12 protein-coding genes are annotated in these 14,338 nt (G+C 59.0%); all 12 read left to right on the top strand.

Going from position 1 to position 14,338, the window contains the following annotated elements:
* Positions 1-99 precede the first annotated feature (99 nt).
* Positions 100-1,179, top strand: a complete 1,080-nt coding sequence (locus ACIQJ2_RS14490) for a toxic anion resistance protein (protein ID WP_400672905.1) — start codon at positions 100-102, stop codon at positions 1,177-1,179.
* Positions 1,180-1,183: 4 nt separating this feature from the next.
* Positions 1,184-2,758: a substrate-binding domain-containing protein gene (locus ACIQJ2_RS14485; protein ID WP_400672907.1), complete on the top strand. Its 1,575-nt coding sequence runs from the start codon at positions 1,184-1,186 to the stop codon at positions 2,756-2,758.
* Positions 2,759-2,867: 109 nt separating this feature from the next.
* On the top strand, positions 2,868-3,485 hold the full coding sequence (locus ACIQJ2_RS14480; protein ID WP_400672910.1) for a 5-bromo-4-chloroindolyl phosphate hydrolysis family protein: 618 nt from the start codon (positions 2,868-2,870) through the stop codon (positions 3,483-3,485).
* Positions 3,485-4,591 carry a hypothetical protein gene (locus tag ACIQJ2_RS14475; protein ID WP_400672913.1) on the top strand — a complete coding sequence of 369 codons (1,107 nt, stop codon included), beginning with the start codon at positions 3,485-3,487 and terminating at the stop codon, positions 4,589-4,591. The genes ACIQJ2_RS14480 and ACIQJ2_RS14475 overlap by 1 nt, the downstream gene beginning before the upstream one ends.
* A 188-nt stretch (positions 4,592-4,779) precedes the next feature.
* A complete protein-coding gene (rpsB, locus tag ACIQJ2_RS14470) occupies positions 4,780-5,547 on the top strand; it encodes a 30S ribosomal protein S2 (protein WP_092845161.1) in 768 nt (255 codons plus the stop codon).
* Between the two features lie 372 nt (positions 5,548-5,919).
* Complete coding sequence (tsf, locus tag ACIQJ2_RS14465; RefSeq protein WP_199150091.1) at positions 5,920-6,846, top strand: translation elongation factor Ts; 927 nt, start codon at positions 5,920-5,922, stop codon at positions 6,844-6,846.
* Positions 6,847-6,981: 135 nt separating this feature from the next.
* Positions 6,982-7,701, top strand: coding sequence for a UMP kinase (pyrH, locus tag ACIQJ2_RS14460; protein WP_092845165.1), 720 nt, complete (start codon positions 6,982-6,984; stop codon positions 7,699-7,701).
* A 54-nt stretch (positions 7,702-7,755) separates the two neighbouring features.
* On the top strand, positions 7,756-8,316 hold the full coding sequence (gene frr, locus ACIQJ2_RS14455; protein WP_199087392.1) for a ribosome recycling factor: 561 nt from the start codon (positions 7,756-7,758) through the stop codon (positions 8,314-8,316).
* Between the two features lie 106 nt (positions 8,317-8,422).
* Positions 8,423-9,169, top strand: a complete 747-nt coding sequence (locus tag ACIQJ2_RS14450; RefSeq protein ID WP_199150092.1) for an isoprenyl transferase — start codon at positions 8,423-8,425, stop codon at positions 9,167-9,169.
* A complete protein-coding gene (locus ACIQJ2_RS14445; protein ID WP_400672922.1) occupies positions 9,169-10,002 on the top strand; it encodes a phosphatidate cytidylyltransferase in 834 nt (277 codons plus the stop codon). The genes ACIQJ2_RS14450 and ACIQJ2_RS14445 overlap by 1 nt, the downstream gene beginning before the upstream one ends.
* Positions 10,003-10,123: 121 nt before the next feature.
* Positions 10,124-11,797, top strand: coding sequence for an RIP metalloprotease RseP (rseP, locus tag ACIQJ2_RS14440; RefSeq protein ID WP_400672925.1), 1,674 nt, complete (start codon positions 10,124-10,126; stop codon positions 11,795-11,797).
* Between the two features lie 201 nt (positions 11,798-11,998).
* On the top strand, positions 11,999-14,338 hold the full coding sequence (gene bamA, locus ACIQJ2_RS14435) for an outer membrane protein assembly factor BamA (protein ID WP_199150095.1): 2,340 nt from the start codon (positions 11,999-12,001) through the stop codon (positions 14,336-14,338).

Here is a 14,338-nt window from a genome sequence, read left to right as displayed (position 1 = left end):
CGATCTGGAATTGTGGTGGGGCGCGCGGGGGAATGATCGTCTTGGGGGCGATTGAAAATTTGCGGTCGGCTCCGTGTTATCGACGAGAAAGCGCGACCTATGAGCAATGCCGATATCCCAGCCGCTTCCCACGAGACGCTGCCGGCTGTAGCCGCTGACCCGGCGGAGATCGCCCGTATCGGCGATACCATCGATCTGACCGATCGGGCCGGCATCTCCGTGTACGGCGATCGCGCACAGCAGTCCGTCTCGGATTATTCCGACCGTATCTTGCGCGAGGTCCGCAACCGCGATCTCGGTGAAGTCGGCAAGCTGCTGACCGATATCATCGTCAAATCCAAGAAGCTCGATCCGGCCTCGCTGAAAGACGAAGGATTCCTGTCGCGGATGTTTTCCTCGTTCAGGGCGCGTCTGGAGCGCTTCAAGGAGCAGTTCGAGGATGTCGCCGGCCAGATCGATCGCATCGGTCTTGAGCTTGACCGCCATAAGGATGTTCTGCGCCGTGACATCGCCCTTCTCGATGATCTGCATGAGGAAACCAAGCAGTCCATCCTGCAGCTCGACGCCTATGTGGAAGCCGGCAAGACCTTCGCCGACCGTTTCCGCACGACCGAACTTCCGCGCTTGAAGAGTGCTGCCGACGCCGCCTCCGCCAATCCAGGCGGCGGTATGCTGGAGGCGCAGATCTATCAGGACAGCCTGCAGGCGCTCGATCGTCTCGAAAAGCGGGTCTTCTATCTGCAGCAGGCGCGCCAGCTCGGCATCCAGCAATTGCCGCAGATCCGCATCGTGCAGGCCGGCGACGAGACCCTGATCGAAAATCTGCAAGCCACCTCGGCGCTGACGGTGCCGGCCTGGAAGCAGAAGATGGTGATCCTGCTCGGCCTTACGCAGCAGAAGTCCGCGCTGGAATTGCAGAAGACGGTGACCGACGCCACCAACGACATGATCCGCCAGGCATCGAAGATGATGAAAGATCAGGCGATTGCCATCGAACAGCAATCGCAGCGCGGTATCGTCGACATCGACACGCTCGCCGCCGCCAACCGCGACCTGATCGACACGATCGGCGGCGTGCTGAAGGTGCAGGAGGATGGCCGCGCCAAGCGCGCCGAGGCCGAGCAGCGGATGCAGAAAATGACCATTGAGCTCAAGAAGGCCATGATCGAGGCGCGGTGACGTAATGATGATCCGCACATTCGTGACCGGTCTGACGCTCATGGCAGCAATCGTGCTGAGCGGTTGCGACGTCGGCGGCCAGGGGCCGAAATTCTCGATCGTCTCCGGCTCGGAGAATACGGTCCTTCAGCCGATCGTCGAGGAGTTCTGCAAAGAGAAGAAGGCTGCTTGCAGCTTCTCCTACGAGGGCACTTTGGATATCGGACTTGCTCTCCAGAGCGAGAAAGGTGTCGATCAGGATGCCGTCTGGCCGGCATCGAGTGTCTGGGTCGACATGTTCGACGCCAAGCGCCGGGTGAAGTCGCTTACATCGGTCGCGCAGATGCCGGTCATTCTCGGCGTGCGCAAATCCAAGGCAGATGCGCTCGGCTGGACCGGCAAGCCGGTTTACATGAAGGATATCTTGGCGGCCGTGAAGAACGGCTCGCTGAAGTTTCTCATGACGTCGGCCACTCAATCCAATTCCGGCGCCAGCGCCTATCTCGGTATGTTGTCGAGCGCGCTTGGCAACAAGCCTGTCATCGAGCCGGGGGATCTCGACAAGCCCGAGGTTCGAGACGCCGTGCGTTCGCTCCTTGCTGGTGTCGAGCGTTCTTCCGGCTCTTCGGGCTGGCTCGCGGATCTCTATACGGATTCGGCGCGGAAGGGCGTTCTCTACGACGCCATGTGGAACTACGAGGCGGTCCTCAAGGAAACCAACGACAAGCTGGTGGGCATGGGCAAGGAGCCGCTCTATGCCATCTATCCAGCCGATGGCGTCGTGGTTGCCGATTCACCGATCGGATTCGTCGATCACGGGCGAGGGCAGGAGGTGGAGACCTTCTTCAACCAGCTCGCCGAATATCTCCGATCCGCTCCGGTGCAGAAGCGCATCGCTGATACGGGCCGCCGCATTCCGCTTGCTGACGTCTCCGCCAAGCCCGATCCCTCGTGGAATTTCGATCCGACCCGATTGGTCACCGCTGTTCGCATGCCCGAGCCCGCCGTTATCCGTCAGGCGCTCGATCTCTATCAGGTGGTATTGCGCAAACCGTCGCTGACCGCCCTCTGCCTGGATTTTTCCGGATCGATGGAAGGTCAGGGCGAGGGGCAATTGCAGGCAGCAATGCGGTTCCTGTTCAATCCGGACGAAACCGGCAAGGTCCTGGCGCAATGGACGCCTGCCGATCGCATCATGGTCATTCCTTTCGACGCCAATGTGCGCGCGACCTACGAAGGTTCGGGAAATCCAGCCCAGCAGAAGATGCTTGTCGATAGGGTTTCCCGCCAGCGAGCAGGCGGCGGTACGGATATGTATGCCTGTGCAAGCAAGGCGCTCGACTGGATGAGAGGCACGCAAAACCTGCCGTCCTATCTGCCTGCCATCGTCATCATGACCGACGGAAAGTCCGATGATGCCAATCGCGATTTCATGAGCCGCTGGGCATCGGTGAATCCGCACGTGCCGGTGTTCGGCATCACCTTCGGCGATGCGGACAAGCGGCAGCTGGATGCCCTCGCGCAGGAGACCTCGGGACGCGTCTTCGATGGCCGCGGTGATCTGGTCAGCGCATTCCGGGCGGTCCGCGGCTACAACTAGAATAATTCCAGGAAAAGTGCGCAGCGGTTTTCCGTCTGGAATTGCGTGATAACAAAAGGATGGAGCCTTTTCGCGCTTCGAAGAAGGGCGGAAAGGCTCAAGGACAGCAATGCGCAACTGGTTCGGCAATGACTGGAATTGGATCGTGGCGGGGATAGCCGCCGCGGTGGTGGTTCCTGCGCTGAGCTTCCTGGCAGGCATGCCGATATGGATTGCCGCCGTTATCGGCGTCCTGGTTTTCGTTGGCCTGATCTTCGTGCTGGCACCACGGGGTCTCTTCGAGGGGCTGGATGCCAACGCTATTGGCCGGGGACGACTGGAGTTCGCCCGCGATCTCCTGAATTCCGCAGCGCCTGCCGCGCGTAGGCTGGAGGCTTCTGCCACTCAGATCTCCAGCAAGGAGGCTGCAAAGCGGGTGCGACACCTGGCGGAGATTGCCGCCGATGTGTTTGCCAAGGTGGAAGCCAACCCGGAAAGCGCCGCCACGGTCAGGCGGTTCCTCAGCTACTATCTGCCGCGCGCAGCCGAAGTGGCAGAGGGTTTCGCGGTACTCGAGGCAAAGCGTCAACCCGATGTTGCCCGCCTTCAGGAAGTCGATCTGGTTCTGACCAAACTCGAAGACGCTTTCGTGCACTATTCCGACAGCCTGGTCGACGACAGGCTCGATACGCTTGATACCGAGCTGCGTCTCATACAGGCATCGCTCAAAGAGGATATAAGACGCTGATGGCTATTTCCCGCCGCGCTTTCGGAGTAGGGCTTCTTGCCGCCGGTGTTGCAGGCACTGGCGGCTATTTCGCCGTCAAGGATCGGCCAGAACTGCAGGGGCTGCTTGGCAATCGCACGAAGCTGTTCGGCTTCATCGGCGGCGAGAAGGAAGCATTCCTTGCCGATCCGGATGTGATTTCGGCGCTGCACGGCCACGGGCTTGAGATCAACAGCCGCGTCGCCGGCTCCGTCGAAATGGTGCGGGAGCAGGCGCTTCTCTCGCAGACGCCGTCCTTTCTGTGGCCCTCATCTTCCATCATGGTCGATATCGCCAGGCAGAACGGCATCAAGATCCGCAACGACCGCGTGATTCTGAACACACCCGTTGTCGTCTACTCCTGGCAGCCTGTGGTCGAAGGGTTGACCAAAGCCGGACTCGTCACGACGACATCGCAAGGACAGCATCAGCTCGATCTGAAGGCGCTGCTGGATGCCGTGCTTTCCGGGGCGAGCTGGTCGAAGCTCGGCGTCGGAGCACTTTATGGGCAATCGAGGATCGTTTCCACCGATCCCAACCGTTCCAATTCGGGCTTCATGTTCGCCGGTCTGGTGCTCAGCCTGCTGAGCGGCAATGTCGCCAGTGCCGCCAGTCTTGCGCAATTCGGCGACAAGACGCAGGCCATCTTCCGCAACATGGGCTTCAAGGCGTCGTCTTCGGGCAAGCTCTTCGAGCAGTATCTGGCGGGCGGTATCGGTGGCGAGCCGATGATTGTCGGCTATGAGAATCAGCTGGTGGAATGGATTCTCGCCGATCCGCAACGCTGGAAGAGAATCCAGGCCAGCAGCGGCGCGAAGCCAGTCGTGCTTTATCCACATCCGACGGTCTATTCCTCCCATCCCCTCATCGCCATCGACGAGCAGGTTGACCGGATGATCGAAGCGCTGATCAGCCCGCGGCTGCAGGAACTCGCCTGGACCAAGCATGGCTTTCGCGGGCCGCTGGGAACAGTCACCGGTGATGCCGACAGCGCCATTGCCGGCCTTCTGCCGGCGGAAATCGATGCCGTCTTGCCGATGCCGGACGCCAATGTCATGCTGGCGCTGCTCGACAAACTGTCGGCTTGAGGGCAGGGTCGGGCGGATTTTTTAGACCAAAGCCTTGCATTCCCGGCAAATCGAATGTATGGGCACCCGCATTCCACACGTAAGGCATGGGATTGTCCGGGAGAAATCCGGATCGTTCCGCCCGGTGGCATTCTCGAAGAGGATGCTGTTCGCCTTGCGGAGGTTCAACCGGAAAAGGATATAAAGGCATGGCATTGCCCGATTTTTCTATGCGCCAGCTTCTCGAAGCAGGTGTTCACTTCGGCCACCAGACGCACCGCTGGAACCCGAAGATGAAGCCGTACATCTTCGGCGATCGTAACAACATCCACATCATCGACCTCGCTCAGACGGTTCCGTTGCTGAGCCGCGCTCTGCAGGTTGTCAGCGACACCGTTGCTCGTGGCGGCCGCGTTCTGTTCGTCGGCACCAAGCGTCAGGCGTCCGAACTGATCGCCGACAGCGCAAAGCGTTCGGCTCAGTACTACGTCAATGCTCGCTGGCTCGGCGGCATGATGACCAACTGGAAGACGATCTCCAACTCGATCCAGCGTCTGCGCAAGCTCGACGAAATCCTCTCCGGCGAAGCCCAGGGCTTCACCAAGAAGGAGCGTCTGAACCTTGAGCGCGAGCGCGAAAAGCTCGACAAGGCCCTCGGCGGTATCAAGGACATGGGCGGCACGCCGGACCTGATGTTCATCATCGACACCAACAAGGAAAAGATCGCGATCGACGAAGCCAAGCGCCTCGGCATCCCGGTCGTTGCCATCATCGACTCGAACTGCGATCCGGACCTGATCGACTACCCGATCCCGGGCAACGACGACGCTTCGCGCGCCATCGCTCTCTATTGCGACCTGATCTCGCGCGCTGCCATCGACGGCATCGCTCGCCAGCAGGGTGCATCCGGCCGTGATCTCGGCGCTTCCGAGGAAGCCCCGATCGAGCCGACCCTGGCGGACGGCACCGAAGCCTGATCGCGCCTCGAGGCGGGCAGTAGACTGTCCGCCCAAGCGCAATGACATCCGGGATAAGGCCGTTTGCGACTTCAACAAGTTCGAGCGGCCTTATCGCGTTTTTGATAACGCTTCGCCCGCTGCATAATTCCTTAAAGCGGAATCGATTTAAGGTAAGTTATTCAGCTGATTTGAGCGCTACAGCGACCTTTGCGCGTCCCCCGTGACGCACGGCGCTGTAGGCGAAAATCCGGGCATGATCCAAACAGAATTCCACGGTATGACGCGGCTTCATAACGCTGTCATACTTACGGGTACATTTCGTCTCTCAAATCGGTGCCGTTTCGGCTCAAAGCCGCATGCCGCACCGTATGAACCGACAAGAGGAAGCTTATGACCGAGATTACGGCTGCATTGGTGAAGGAACTGCGCGAAAAGTCTGGCGCAGGCATGATGGATTGCAAGAAGGCGCTGACCGAAACCAACGGCGACATCGAAGCTGCGATCGACTGGCTGCGCGCCAAGGGCATCTCCAAGGCCGACAAGAAGTCCGGCCGCACCGCCGCTGAAGGCCTGGTCGCTATTGCCGGCGCCGGTCACAAGGCCGTTGTTATCGAACTCAATTCCGAAACCGACTTCGTTGCCCGCAACGATGCCTTCCAGGACCTTGCTCGCGGCATCGCCGAAGTAGCGCTGTCCACCGACGGCACTGTTGAAGCCATTTCGGCTGCGACCTATCCGGCATCCGGCAAGCCGGTCGCCGACACCATCAAGGACGCGATCGCAACCATCGGCGAGAACATGACACTTCGTCGCTCCGCCAAGCTCGAAGTCGAGCACGGCGTCGTTGCGACCTACATCCACAACGCTGCCGGCGACGGCATCGGCAAGCTGGGCGTTCTCGTTGCTCTGAAGTCGGTCGGTGACAAGGCCGTTCTGACCTCGATCGGGCGTCAGGTTGCCATGCACATCGCTGCTACCAACCCGCTCGCTATCCGTGCCGAAGAAGTCGACGCCGCCGTCGCCGAGCGCGAACGCAACGTCTTCATCGAACAGTCCCGCGAATCCGGCAAGCCGGAAGCCATCATTGAAAAGATGGTGGAAGGCCGCATGCGCAAGTTCTTCGAGGAAGTCGCTCTTCTCTCGCAGGCTTTCGTCATCAACCCGGACCTGACGGTTGGTGCTGCCATCAAGGAAGCTGAAAAGACCGCTGGCGCCGCGATCGAAGTCGTCGGCATGGCCCGTCTGCTCCTCGGCGAAGGCGTCGAGAAGGAAGAAACCGACTTCGCTGCCGAAGTTGCAGCTGTCGCCAAGGGCTGATTAACAAAAGAAGCCATATCCCGGTTTGGTGAAACCATATCAGGGAAAACATCAGGGCATCGCGTGACAACGCGGTGCCCTTCGTGTATCCGGCATTCACAATCATACCCCCGGTGATCACTTCAAGGAGCTACCATGTCCCAGCCGATCTACAAGCGCGTGTTGCTCAAGGCCTCCGGTGAAGCTCTGATGGGCAGTCAGGGATTTGGCATCGACGTCACCGTCGCGGACCGGATTGCCTCCGACATCGCGGCTGCGCGCGCCATGGGTGTCGAGGTCGGTGTCGTGGTTGGCGGAGGCAATATTTTCCGGGGTGTAGCCGTGGCTTCCAAGGGTGGCGACCGCGTGACCGGCGACCACATGGGGATGCTCGGAACCGTCATAAACGCACTGGCCCTGGCAACCTCACTGCGCAAACTCGATATCGAGACCGTCGTGCTCTCGGCCATTTCCATGCCGGAGATCTGCGAGAGCTTCTCGCAGCGCGCCACGCTCTACCATCTCTCGCTCGGGCGCGTTGTGATCTTTGCCGGCGGCACGGGAAATCCGTTTTTCACCACCGATTCGGCGGCAGCGCTGCGCGCCGCGGAAATGGGTGCGCAGGCTATCTTCAAGGGTACACAGGTCGACGGAATCTATTCGGCCGATCCGAAGAAATTCCCCGATGCGGAGCGCTTCGACCATCTGACCCATAGTCAGGTGCTCGAGAAGGGACTGGCGGTCATGGACGTCGCCGCCGTTGCGCTTGCGCGGGAAAACTCAATTCCGATCATCGTCTTCTCCATCCATGAGAAGGGCGAGTTCGCTGAAATCTTGACCGGCGGCGGCCGTAAGACCATCGTATCAGACAACTGACATTCCTGTGGCGCCGGGGAGACCGGTGTCGCCTTGTTACAGGGGAGCATAGACATGAGTGAAGCAACCGATCTCAAGGAACTGAAGCGTCGCATGGACGGCGCCATTGCGGCATTCAAGAGCGACATCGCCTCGCTGCGCACCGGGCGCGCATCCGCCAATATTCTTGATCCGGTCACGATCGAAGCCTACGGTTCGCGCATGCCGCTGAACCAGGTCGCCAACATCACCGTGCCGGAGCCGCGCATGCTGACCGTATCGGTCTGGGACAAGTCGATGGTCGGCGCTGTCGAGCGCGCGATCCGCGAATCCAATCTTGGCCTCAATCCGATCATGGACGGCCAGAACCTGCGTATTCCGCTGCCGGAACTTAACGAAGAGCGCCGCCGTTCGCTGGTAAAGGTTGCCCATGAGTATGCCGAGAAGGCAAAGGTTGCGATTCGCCACGTGCGCCGCGACGGCATGGATGGCCTCAAGAAGGCGGAAAAGGATGGCGTGATCGGCCAGGACGAGAGCCGGTCGCTATCAGAGCGTGTGCAGAAGATGACGGATGAGACGATTTCCGAGATCGACCGCTTGCTAGCCGATAAAGAAAAGGAAATCATGCACGTCTGATCGTACGCTGGGGCGTGGCGCTTTCTGTCTGAAAACACTTGAAAGCGACAACTGCGCCCTAGATTGCGAGGCCAGAGAATCTTCTGCCGAACGAAACCGGATCCAAATGTCAGCTCCTACGTTCTCCGTCGTACCCGAACACGTTGCCATTATCATGGATGGCAACGGGCGTTGGGCCAACGCGCGCGGCCTGCCGCGCACCATGGGCCACCGCAAGGGCGTTGAGGCTGTGCGTGAAACGGTGCGGGCAGCCGGCGACATCGGCATTAAATATCTGACGCTTTTCGCCTTTTCTTCCGAAAATTGGCGCCGCCCCGAGACCGAGGTGAGCGATCTCCTTGGTCTGCTGAAGGCATTCATACGACGGGACCTCGCCGAGCTTCATCGCCAGAATGTGCGGATCCGGGTCATCGGCGATCGCAACAATCTGCGCGGCGATATCCTGCCATTGTTGCTCGAAGCCGAGGAAACCACCAGGAGCAATACGGCTCTCACTCTGGTGATCGCTTTCAATTACGGCTCGCGCGACGAAATTGCGCGCGCCTTCACCAGCCTGGCGAAGGACGTCGAGGCCGGGCGCTTGCGTCCGCAGGACATCAGCCCTGAATTGGTTGGCGCCCGTCTGGATACCGCCGGGATTCCCGATCCCGACCTGATTATCCGCACCAGCGGCGAGGAGCGGCTGTCGAACTTCCTGCTTTGGCAGGCCGCCTATTCGGAATTCATGTTCATGCCTGAATTCTGGCCAGATTTCAGCCGCGATCTCTTCTTTGCAGCGCTGGAGAAATATGCCGCGCGCGACCGGCGCTTTGGCGGGCTTTCCGCCAAGCCGGCGGCGGCGGTGGGGTCCTGATGAGCCGCGAACTCAGGCTACGCATCATCTCCGGCATCGTCCTTGCCGCGATCGTTCTTGCCGCTACCTGGTATGGCGGATTGAGTTTTCGGCTTCTGGCGGCAGCAATCAGCCTGCTCGTTTATTATGAGTGGTCGACCATATCCGACCTGCACGGCAGCGACCCGCGGGGAAACGCGCTCGGCTGGGTAGGTATCGTGTTGATTGCCGGCGCGACGGTAACGGGCGAATCGGTCTACTCCATGGAGGTTCTGGCCGCCTTTGTCGTCGTTTCGGCGATCATGGTCGTTCTTCGTCAGAAAAGTTGGTGGCTGCCCGGGGGCATACTCTATTCCGGCCTGACCGCGATTGCCCTTTCCGAGATTCGCGACGAGGATCTTCGCGGTTTCGTGTTGATGCTGTTCATCTTTGCGACCGTTTGGGCAACCGATATCTTCGCCTATTTCGTCGGCCGCGCGATCGGCGGTCCGAAGCTTGCGCCACGCATATCGCCGGGCAAGACCTGGTCGGGTGCGATCGGAGGCGCCGTTGCGGCCGTTATCGCCGGAACCGCTGTCGTCTGGAGCTACTTCTCCGCCGACGACCTCAGGATTCCAGTGCTTGCGCTGGTGCTGTCCGTTTGCAGTCAGGTTGGTGATTTATTCGAGTCCTTCATGAAGCGTCGCTTCGGTGTAAAAGATTCAAGCCACCTGATTCCCGGGCACGGTGGCGTCATGGATCGGGTCGACGGACTAATTTTTGCTTGTTTTGCAGCGTTTTTGTTGGCTATCGTAATATCGCTGACAATGAGCGGCGAGACCTTGTCATTGGGCGGCGTTCTGCTCGGGGTCTGATACCAAAGCAATTCCAGGAAAAGTGCGCAGCGGTTTTCCGCGCGGAATTGCGAAAACAGAAAGATGGAGCGGTTCAGGTTTCAGTGAAGCCGAACGGCTCTCACACGAACAGGATCGTTGCATGGGTAGTGCGGCAGGCTTCATCGGTTTCTTGACAAACAACGTCATCACGTTTGTCTTTGTCTTGTCGTTGCTCGTTTTCGTGCACGAAATGGGCCACTATCTCGTCGGTCGCTGGTCTGGCATTCGCATCATGGCGTTCTCTATCGGTTTTGGCCCGGAGATTGCCGGCTTCACCGACAGGCACGGTACGCGCTGGAAGCTTTCGCTGATACCGCTTGGCGGCTATGTGCGCTTTTTCGGCGACGAGGATGCCTCCAGCAAGACCGATACGGATCAGCTCTCCGCGATGACCGAAGAGGAGCGCGCGCAATCCTTTGCCGGTGCCAGGCTTTGGAAGAGAGCGGCGACGGTTGCAGCGGGCCCGATTGCGAATTTCATTCTCGCCATAGCGATCTTTGCAGTGCTCTTCAGCGTCTATGGCCGCACGGCAGCCGATCCTGTCGTTGCCATGGTGACGCGTGACGGTGCAGCCGCTGAGGCCGGCATAGAGCCCGGCGATCGGCTTGTGGCCGTGGACGGCGCCAATGTGACCACTTTCGACGAGGTGCAGCGTTACGTTGGTCTGCGTCCAGGCCGCACGATCGCTCTCACGGTCGAGCGCGACGGGCAGAAGCGCGATTTCCAGATCGTGCCGAAGCTGGTCGAAGACACCGATCAGTTCGGCAACAAGATGGAGATGGGCCGCATCGGCATCGCGCTTGTCGATCCGCTGGTGACCGCAGTCGAGCCGGTCGGGCCGGCCGCAAAAGCCGGTATACTGCCCGGAGATCGATTGATCGCCATCGACGGCAGGAATGTTGCCACCTACTACGAGGTCGGTCGCTACGTCAGCGATCATCCAGGCAAGAGCGTCGTGCTGACCGTGCAGCGCAACGGACAGATGCGCGATTTTCCGATCGTCCCCGAGACGGTGATCGACATCGATGCCTCCGGCAACAAGAAGGATGTCGGCAGCATCGGTATCGGGCCGATCGATCCGCTGATCGGATCGATCGCATCGGATAGCCCGGCGGCAGGCGCGGGGCTGGAGCTCGGTGACCGCATTCTTTCTGTGGATGGACGCGCTGTCGGCTCCATCGGCGAAGTGCAGCGCTATGCAGCCGCTCATGTCGATAAGTCCATCTCGCTGTCCGTCGAGCGCAATGGTCAGACGCGCGACGTGGCGGTGACGCCGAAGATGACAGAGGAACTCGATGCGTTCGGCGCTCCGACGAAAATCGCCAGCATCGGCGTTACCGATGGTCAGAAGCCGCCCAAGCTGCGCTATCAGTCTTACGGACCGTTCCAGGCGATAGGTGAGGGCGTCAAGCAGACCGGCAGCATCGTTTCCGGCACGTTCGAATACCTCGGCAATGTCATCGGCGGCTACATGAAGGCCGATCAGCTGGGAGGCCCGATCCGGGTTGCGCAAATGTCCGGCCAGATGGCAACCCTGGGTTTCTCCGCAGTGTTGCAATTTGCCGCCATACTTTCTGTTTCAATAGGGTTATTAAATTTGATGCCCGTGCCGGTACTTGATGGCGGGCACTTGATGTTCTATGCGATTGAAGCCGTAAGGGGAAAACCTTTGGGTGCAAGGGCGCAGGACATCGCTTTTCGAATTGGATTTGCGATGGTGCTCTCACTCATGGTGTTTGCGACATGGAACGATATTAGTTCCCGGCTAGGCTAGAGGGGCAAAGCGAGAGGAAAATTACGATTTATTTACGATGTTTCAAAGCTGTAGTGGCGAATGGGTCACGCTTTGAAATGAAGTAAACGGAAATTAACTTGCTCCCTTGCTTGTATGTCAAAAGCGGGTAAAACGACACACGTGGCCGGAATCGGGTTCGCTCGGGGCTGGGGACGACTGAAAAAAAGGTAAGAAGTGAAAATGAAGGCTGGTTCAAGATTATTGAACGCAGTGTCGGCGGTAGCGCTGTCTGCTGGTGTTGTTGCGTCGGGCGCTGGTGTTATCACCCTTGCCTCTGCCTCAGTCGCGGAAGCCGCTGTGATTCAGCGGGTCGATGTTCGTGGTGCGGAACGCATCGGGGCAACGGCTGTCCGTGATAATATCACGATCAAGCCCGGCAAGAGCTTCTCTCCCGGGGACATCGATGCATCGGTGAAGCAGCTTTATGCCACCGGATATTTCTCCGATGTCCACATCAGCGTTTCGGGCAGCACCTTGGTCATCTCGGTCAAGGAAAACCAGCTCATCAACGCTGTGGTCTTCAACGGCAACCGCAAGATCAAGGACGACAAGCTTCAGGGCATCGTCCAGACCCATGCTGCCGGTCCGTATAACGAAGCCACCGTTCAGGCCGATATCAAGACCATCAAGGATGCCTACGCGTCCATCGGTCGTAACGACGTGCAGGTGACGACGCAGACCGCCCAGGTCGCGCAAGGTCGCCTCAACGTCGCCTTCGTCATCAATGAAGGCGATCGCACGAAAATCGATAAGATCAATTTCTCGGGAAATCAGGCTTACAGCAGCGGTCGCCTTGCTTCTGTCATCAGCACGAAGAAGAGCAACTTCCTGTCGTTCCTGACCCGTAAGGACGTCTACAGCCCTGAGCGCCAGCAGGCCGACCAGGATACGCTGCGTCAGTTCTACTACAATCACGGTTATGCCGACTTCCGCATCGTCAGCGCCGATGCGACGCTGAACGAGCAGAACAACGAATACACGCTGAACTTCAACGTCGACGAAGGTCCGCGCTATACCTACGGCGATATCAATGTCGTTTCGACGGTCGATGGCGTTAATGCCGACGAACTGAAGGGGCTTGTCATTACCCAGAAGGGTTCTGTCTATAGCGCCAAGGACATCCAGACCTCGATCGAGAACATTTCCAAGCGAGTGGCTTCGGCCGGCTATCCGTTTGCCCGCATCACGCCGCGCGGCAACCGCGATCTGACCGGTCACACGATCGGTATCGAATATCTGGTCGACCAGGGCGAGCGGGCCTATGTCGAGCGTATCGAAATCCGCGGCAACACTCGTACGCGCGATTACGTTATCCGTCGTGAGTTCGACCTCAACGAAGGCGATGCTTTCAACCAGGAAATGATCACGCGCGCTAAGCGCCGTCTCGATGCTCTCGGTTACTTCACCAAGGTGGATATCTCGACGGCACAGGGCAGCGCTCCGGATCGTGTTGTCGTGATCGTCAACGTCGAAGATCAGCCTACTGGCTCGTTCGGTATCGGCGCCGGCTACGCCGTCGGCAACAACGGCGGTCTGCTGCTTGAAGCTTCGGTCGAAGAAAAGAACTTCCTCGGTCGCGGTCAGTATATCCGTATCGCCGCAGGTGCCGGTACGGAAGGCAATCGTACCTATAACATCTCGTTCACCGAGCCCTACTTCCTCGGCTATCGTCTGGCTGCTGGTTTCGATATCTTCAAGAACCAGACGTCGAGCGACGATTACTACGACTATTCGGAAGAAGGCTTCTCGCTGCGCGTCACCGCGCCGATCACCGAGAATCTGGCGACGACCCTGCGTTACAACTACAAGCGCCTGACATACGATGGCACGAACGATTGGCAGAACAATCTTTCGGCTCCGTATATCAACCTTGTTGAGAACGGTCCCTGGACCCAGTCGACGGTTTCGCAGACCTTTACCTACAACACGCTGGACGATCAGAATCTGCCGCGTGAAGGTCTCATCGCCAAGTTCACGCATGAATTTGCAGGCCTCGGCGGCGACTCGAACTTCTACAAGCTGAGCGGTAAGGCTCGTTACTATCAGATGATCAGTGATGAGGCCGATATCATCGGCTCGTTCACGGTTGGTGCCGGTTACGTCTTGCCGACCGATGGCAAGCTGAACGTCTTCGATCAGTTCACCCTCGGTGGTCGTGAAGTCCGCGGCTTCGAGAATGCTGGTATCGGTCCTCGTGTGGGTAACAACAATAACAACCCGCTCGGTGGCACGACGTACTTTACCGCTTCGGCTGAAGCGAGCATGCCGATGCCGGGCGTTCCGCAGGATATCGGTCTGCGTATCGCTGCCTTCGCAGACGCGGGTACGCTCTACGGTAACAAGACGAATTCCTTCGGCGATGCGGTTTTCAACGACAGCTCGCTCCGAGCTTCGCTTGGTGCTGGTCTGATTTGGTCGTCACCGTTCGGTGTCATCCGTGTTGACTACGCTGTGCCGGTTCTCAAGCAAGATTACGACCAGGTTCAGAATTTCCGGTTTGGCATCGCCAACCAGTTCTGA

Origin of the sequence: Rhizobium sp. NPDC092011 (genome assembly GCF_044756305.1) — a bacterium.
Classification (GTDB): Bacteria; Pseudomonadota; Alphaproteobacteria; order Rhizobiales; family Rhizobiaceae; genus Rhizobium.
The sequence above is the reverse complement of the archived record's forward strand: the minus strand, read 5'-3'. Positions and strand labels throughout refer to the sequence as shown.

What these genes read in the sequence shown, in the direction of transcription:
- ACIQJ2_RS14490 (WP_400672905.1), top strand. Translation starts at nt 100, where the DNA reads ATGAGCAATGCCGATATCCCAGCCGCTTCCCACGAGACGCTGCCGGCT.
- ACIQJ2_RS14485 (WP_400672907.1), top strand. Translation starts at nt 1,184, where the DNA reads ATGATGATCCGCACATTCGTGACCGGTCTGACGCTCATGGCAGCAATC.
- ACIQJ2_RS14480 (WP_400672910.1), top strand. Translation starts at nt 2,868, where the DNA reads ATGCGCAACTGGTTCGGCAATGACTGGAATTGGATCGTGGCGGGGATA.
- ACIQJ2_RS14475 (WP_400672913.1), top strand. Translation starts at nt 3,485, where the DNA reads ATGGCTATTTCCCGCCGCGCTTTCGGAGTAGGGCTTCTTGCCGCCGGT.
- rpsB (WP_092845161.1), top strand. Translation starts at nt 4,780, where the DNA reads ATGGCATTGCCCGATTTTTCTATGCGCCAGCTTCTCGAAGCAGGTGTT.
- tsf (WP_199150091.1), top strand. Translation starts at nt 5,920, where the DNA reads ATGACCGAGATTACGGCTGCATTGGTGAAGGAACTGCGCGAAAAGTCT.
- pyrH (WP_092845165.1), top strand. Translation starts at nt 6,982, where the DNA reads ATGTCCCAGCCGATCTACAAGCGCGTGTTGCTCAAGGCCTCCGGTGAA.
- frr (WP_199087392.1), top strand. Translation starts at nt 7,756, where the DNA reads ATGAGTGAAGCAACCGATCTCAAGGAACTGAAGCGTCGCATGGACGGC.
- ACIQJ2_RS14450 (WP_199150092.1), top strand. Translation starts at nt 8,423, where the DNA reads ATGTCAGCTCCTACGTTCTCCGTCGTACCCGAACACGTTGCCATTATC.
- ACIQJ2_RS14445 (WP_400672922.1), top strand. Translation starts at nt 9,169, where the DNA reads ATGAGCCGCGAACTCAGGCTACGCATCATCTCCGGCATCGTCCTTGCC.
- rseP (WP_400672925.1), top strand. Translation starts at nt 10,124, where the DNA reads ATGGGTAGTGCGGCAGGCTTCATCGGTTTCTTGACAAACAACGTCATC.
- bamA (WP_199150095.1), top strand. Translation starts at nt 11,999, where the DNA reads ATGAAGGCTGGTTCAAGATTATTGAACGCAGTGTCGGCGGTAGCGCTG.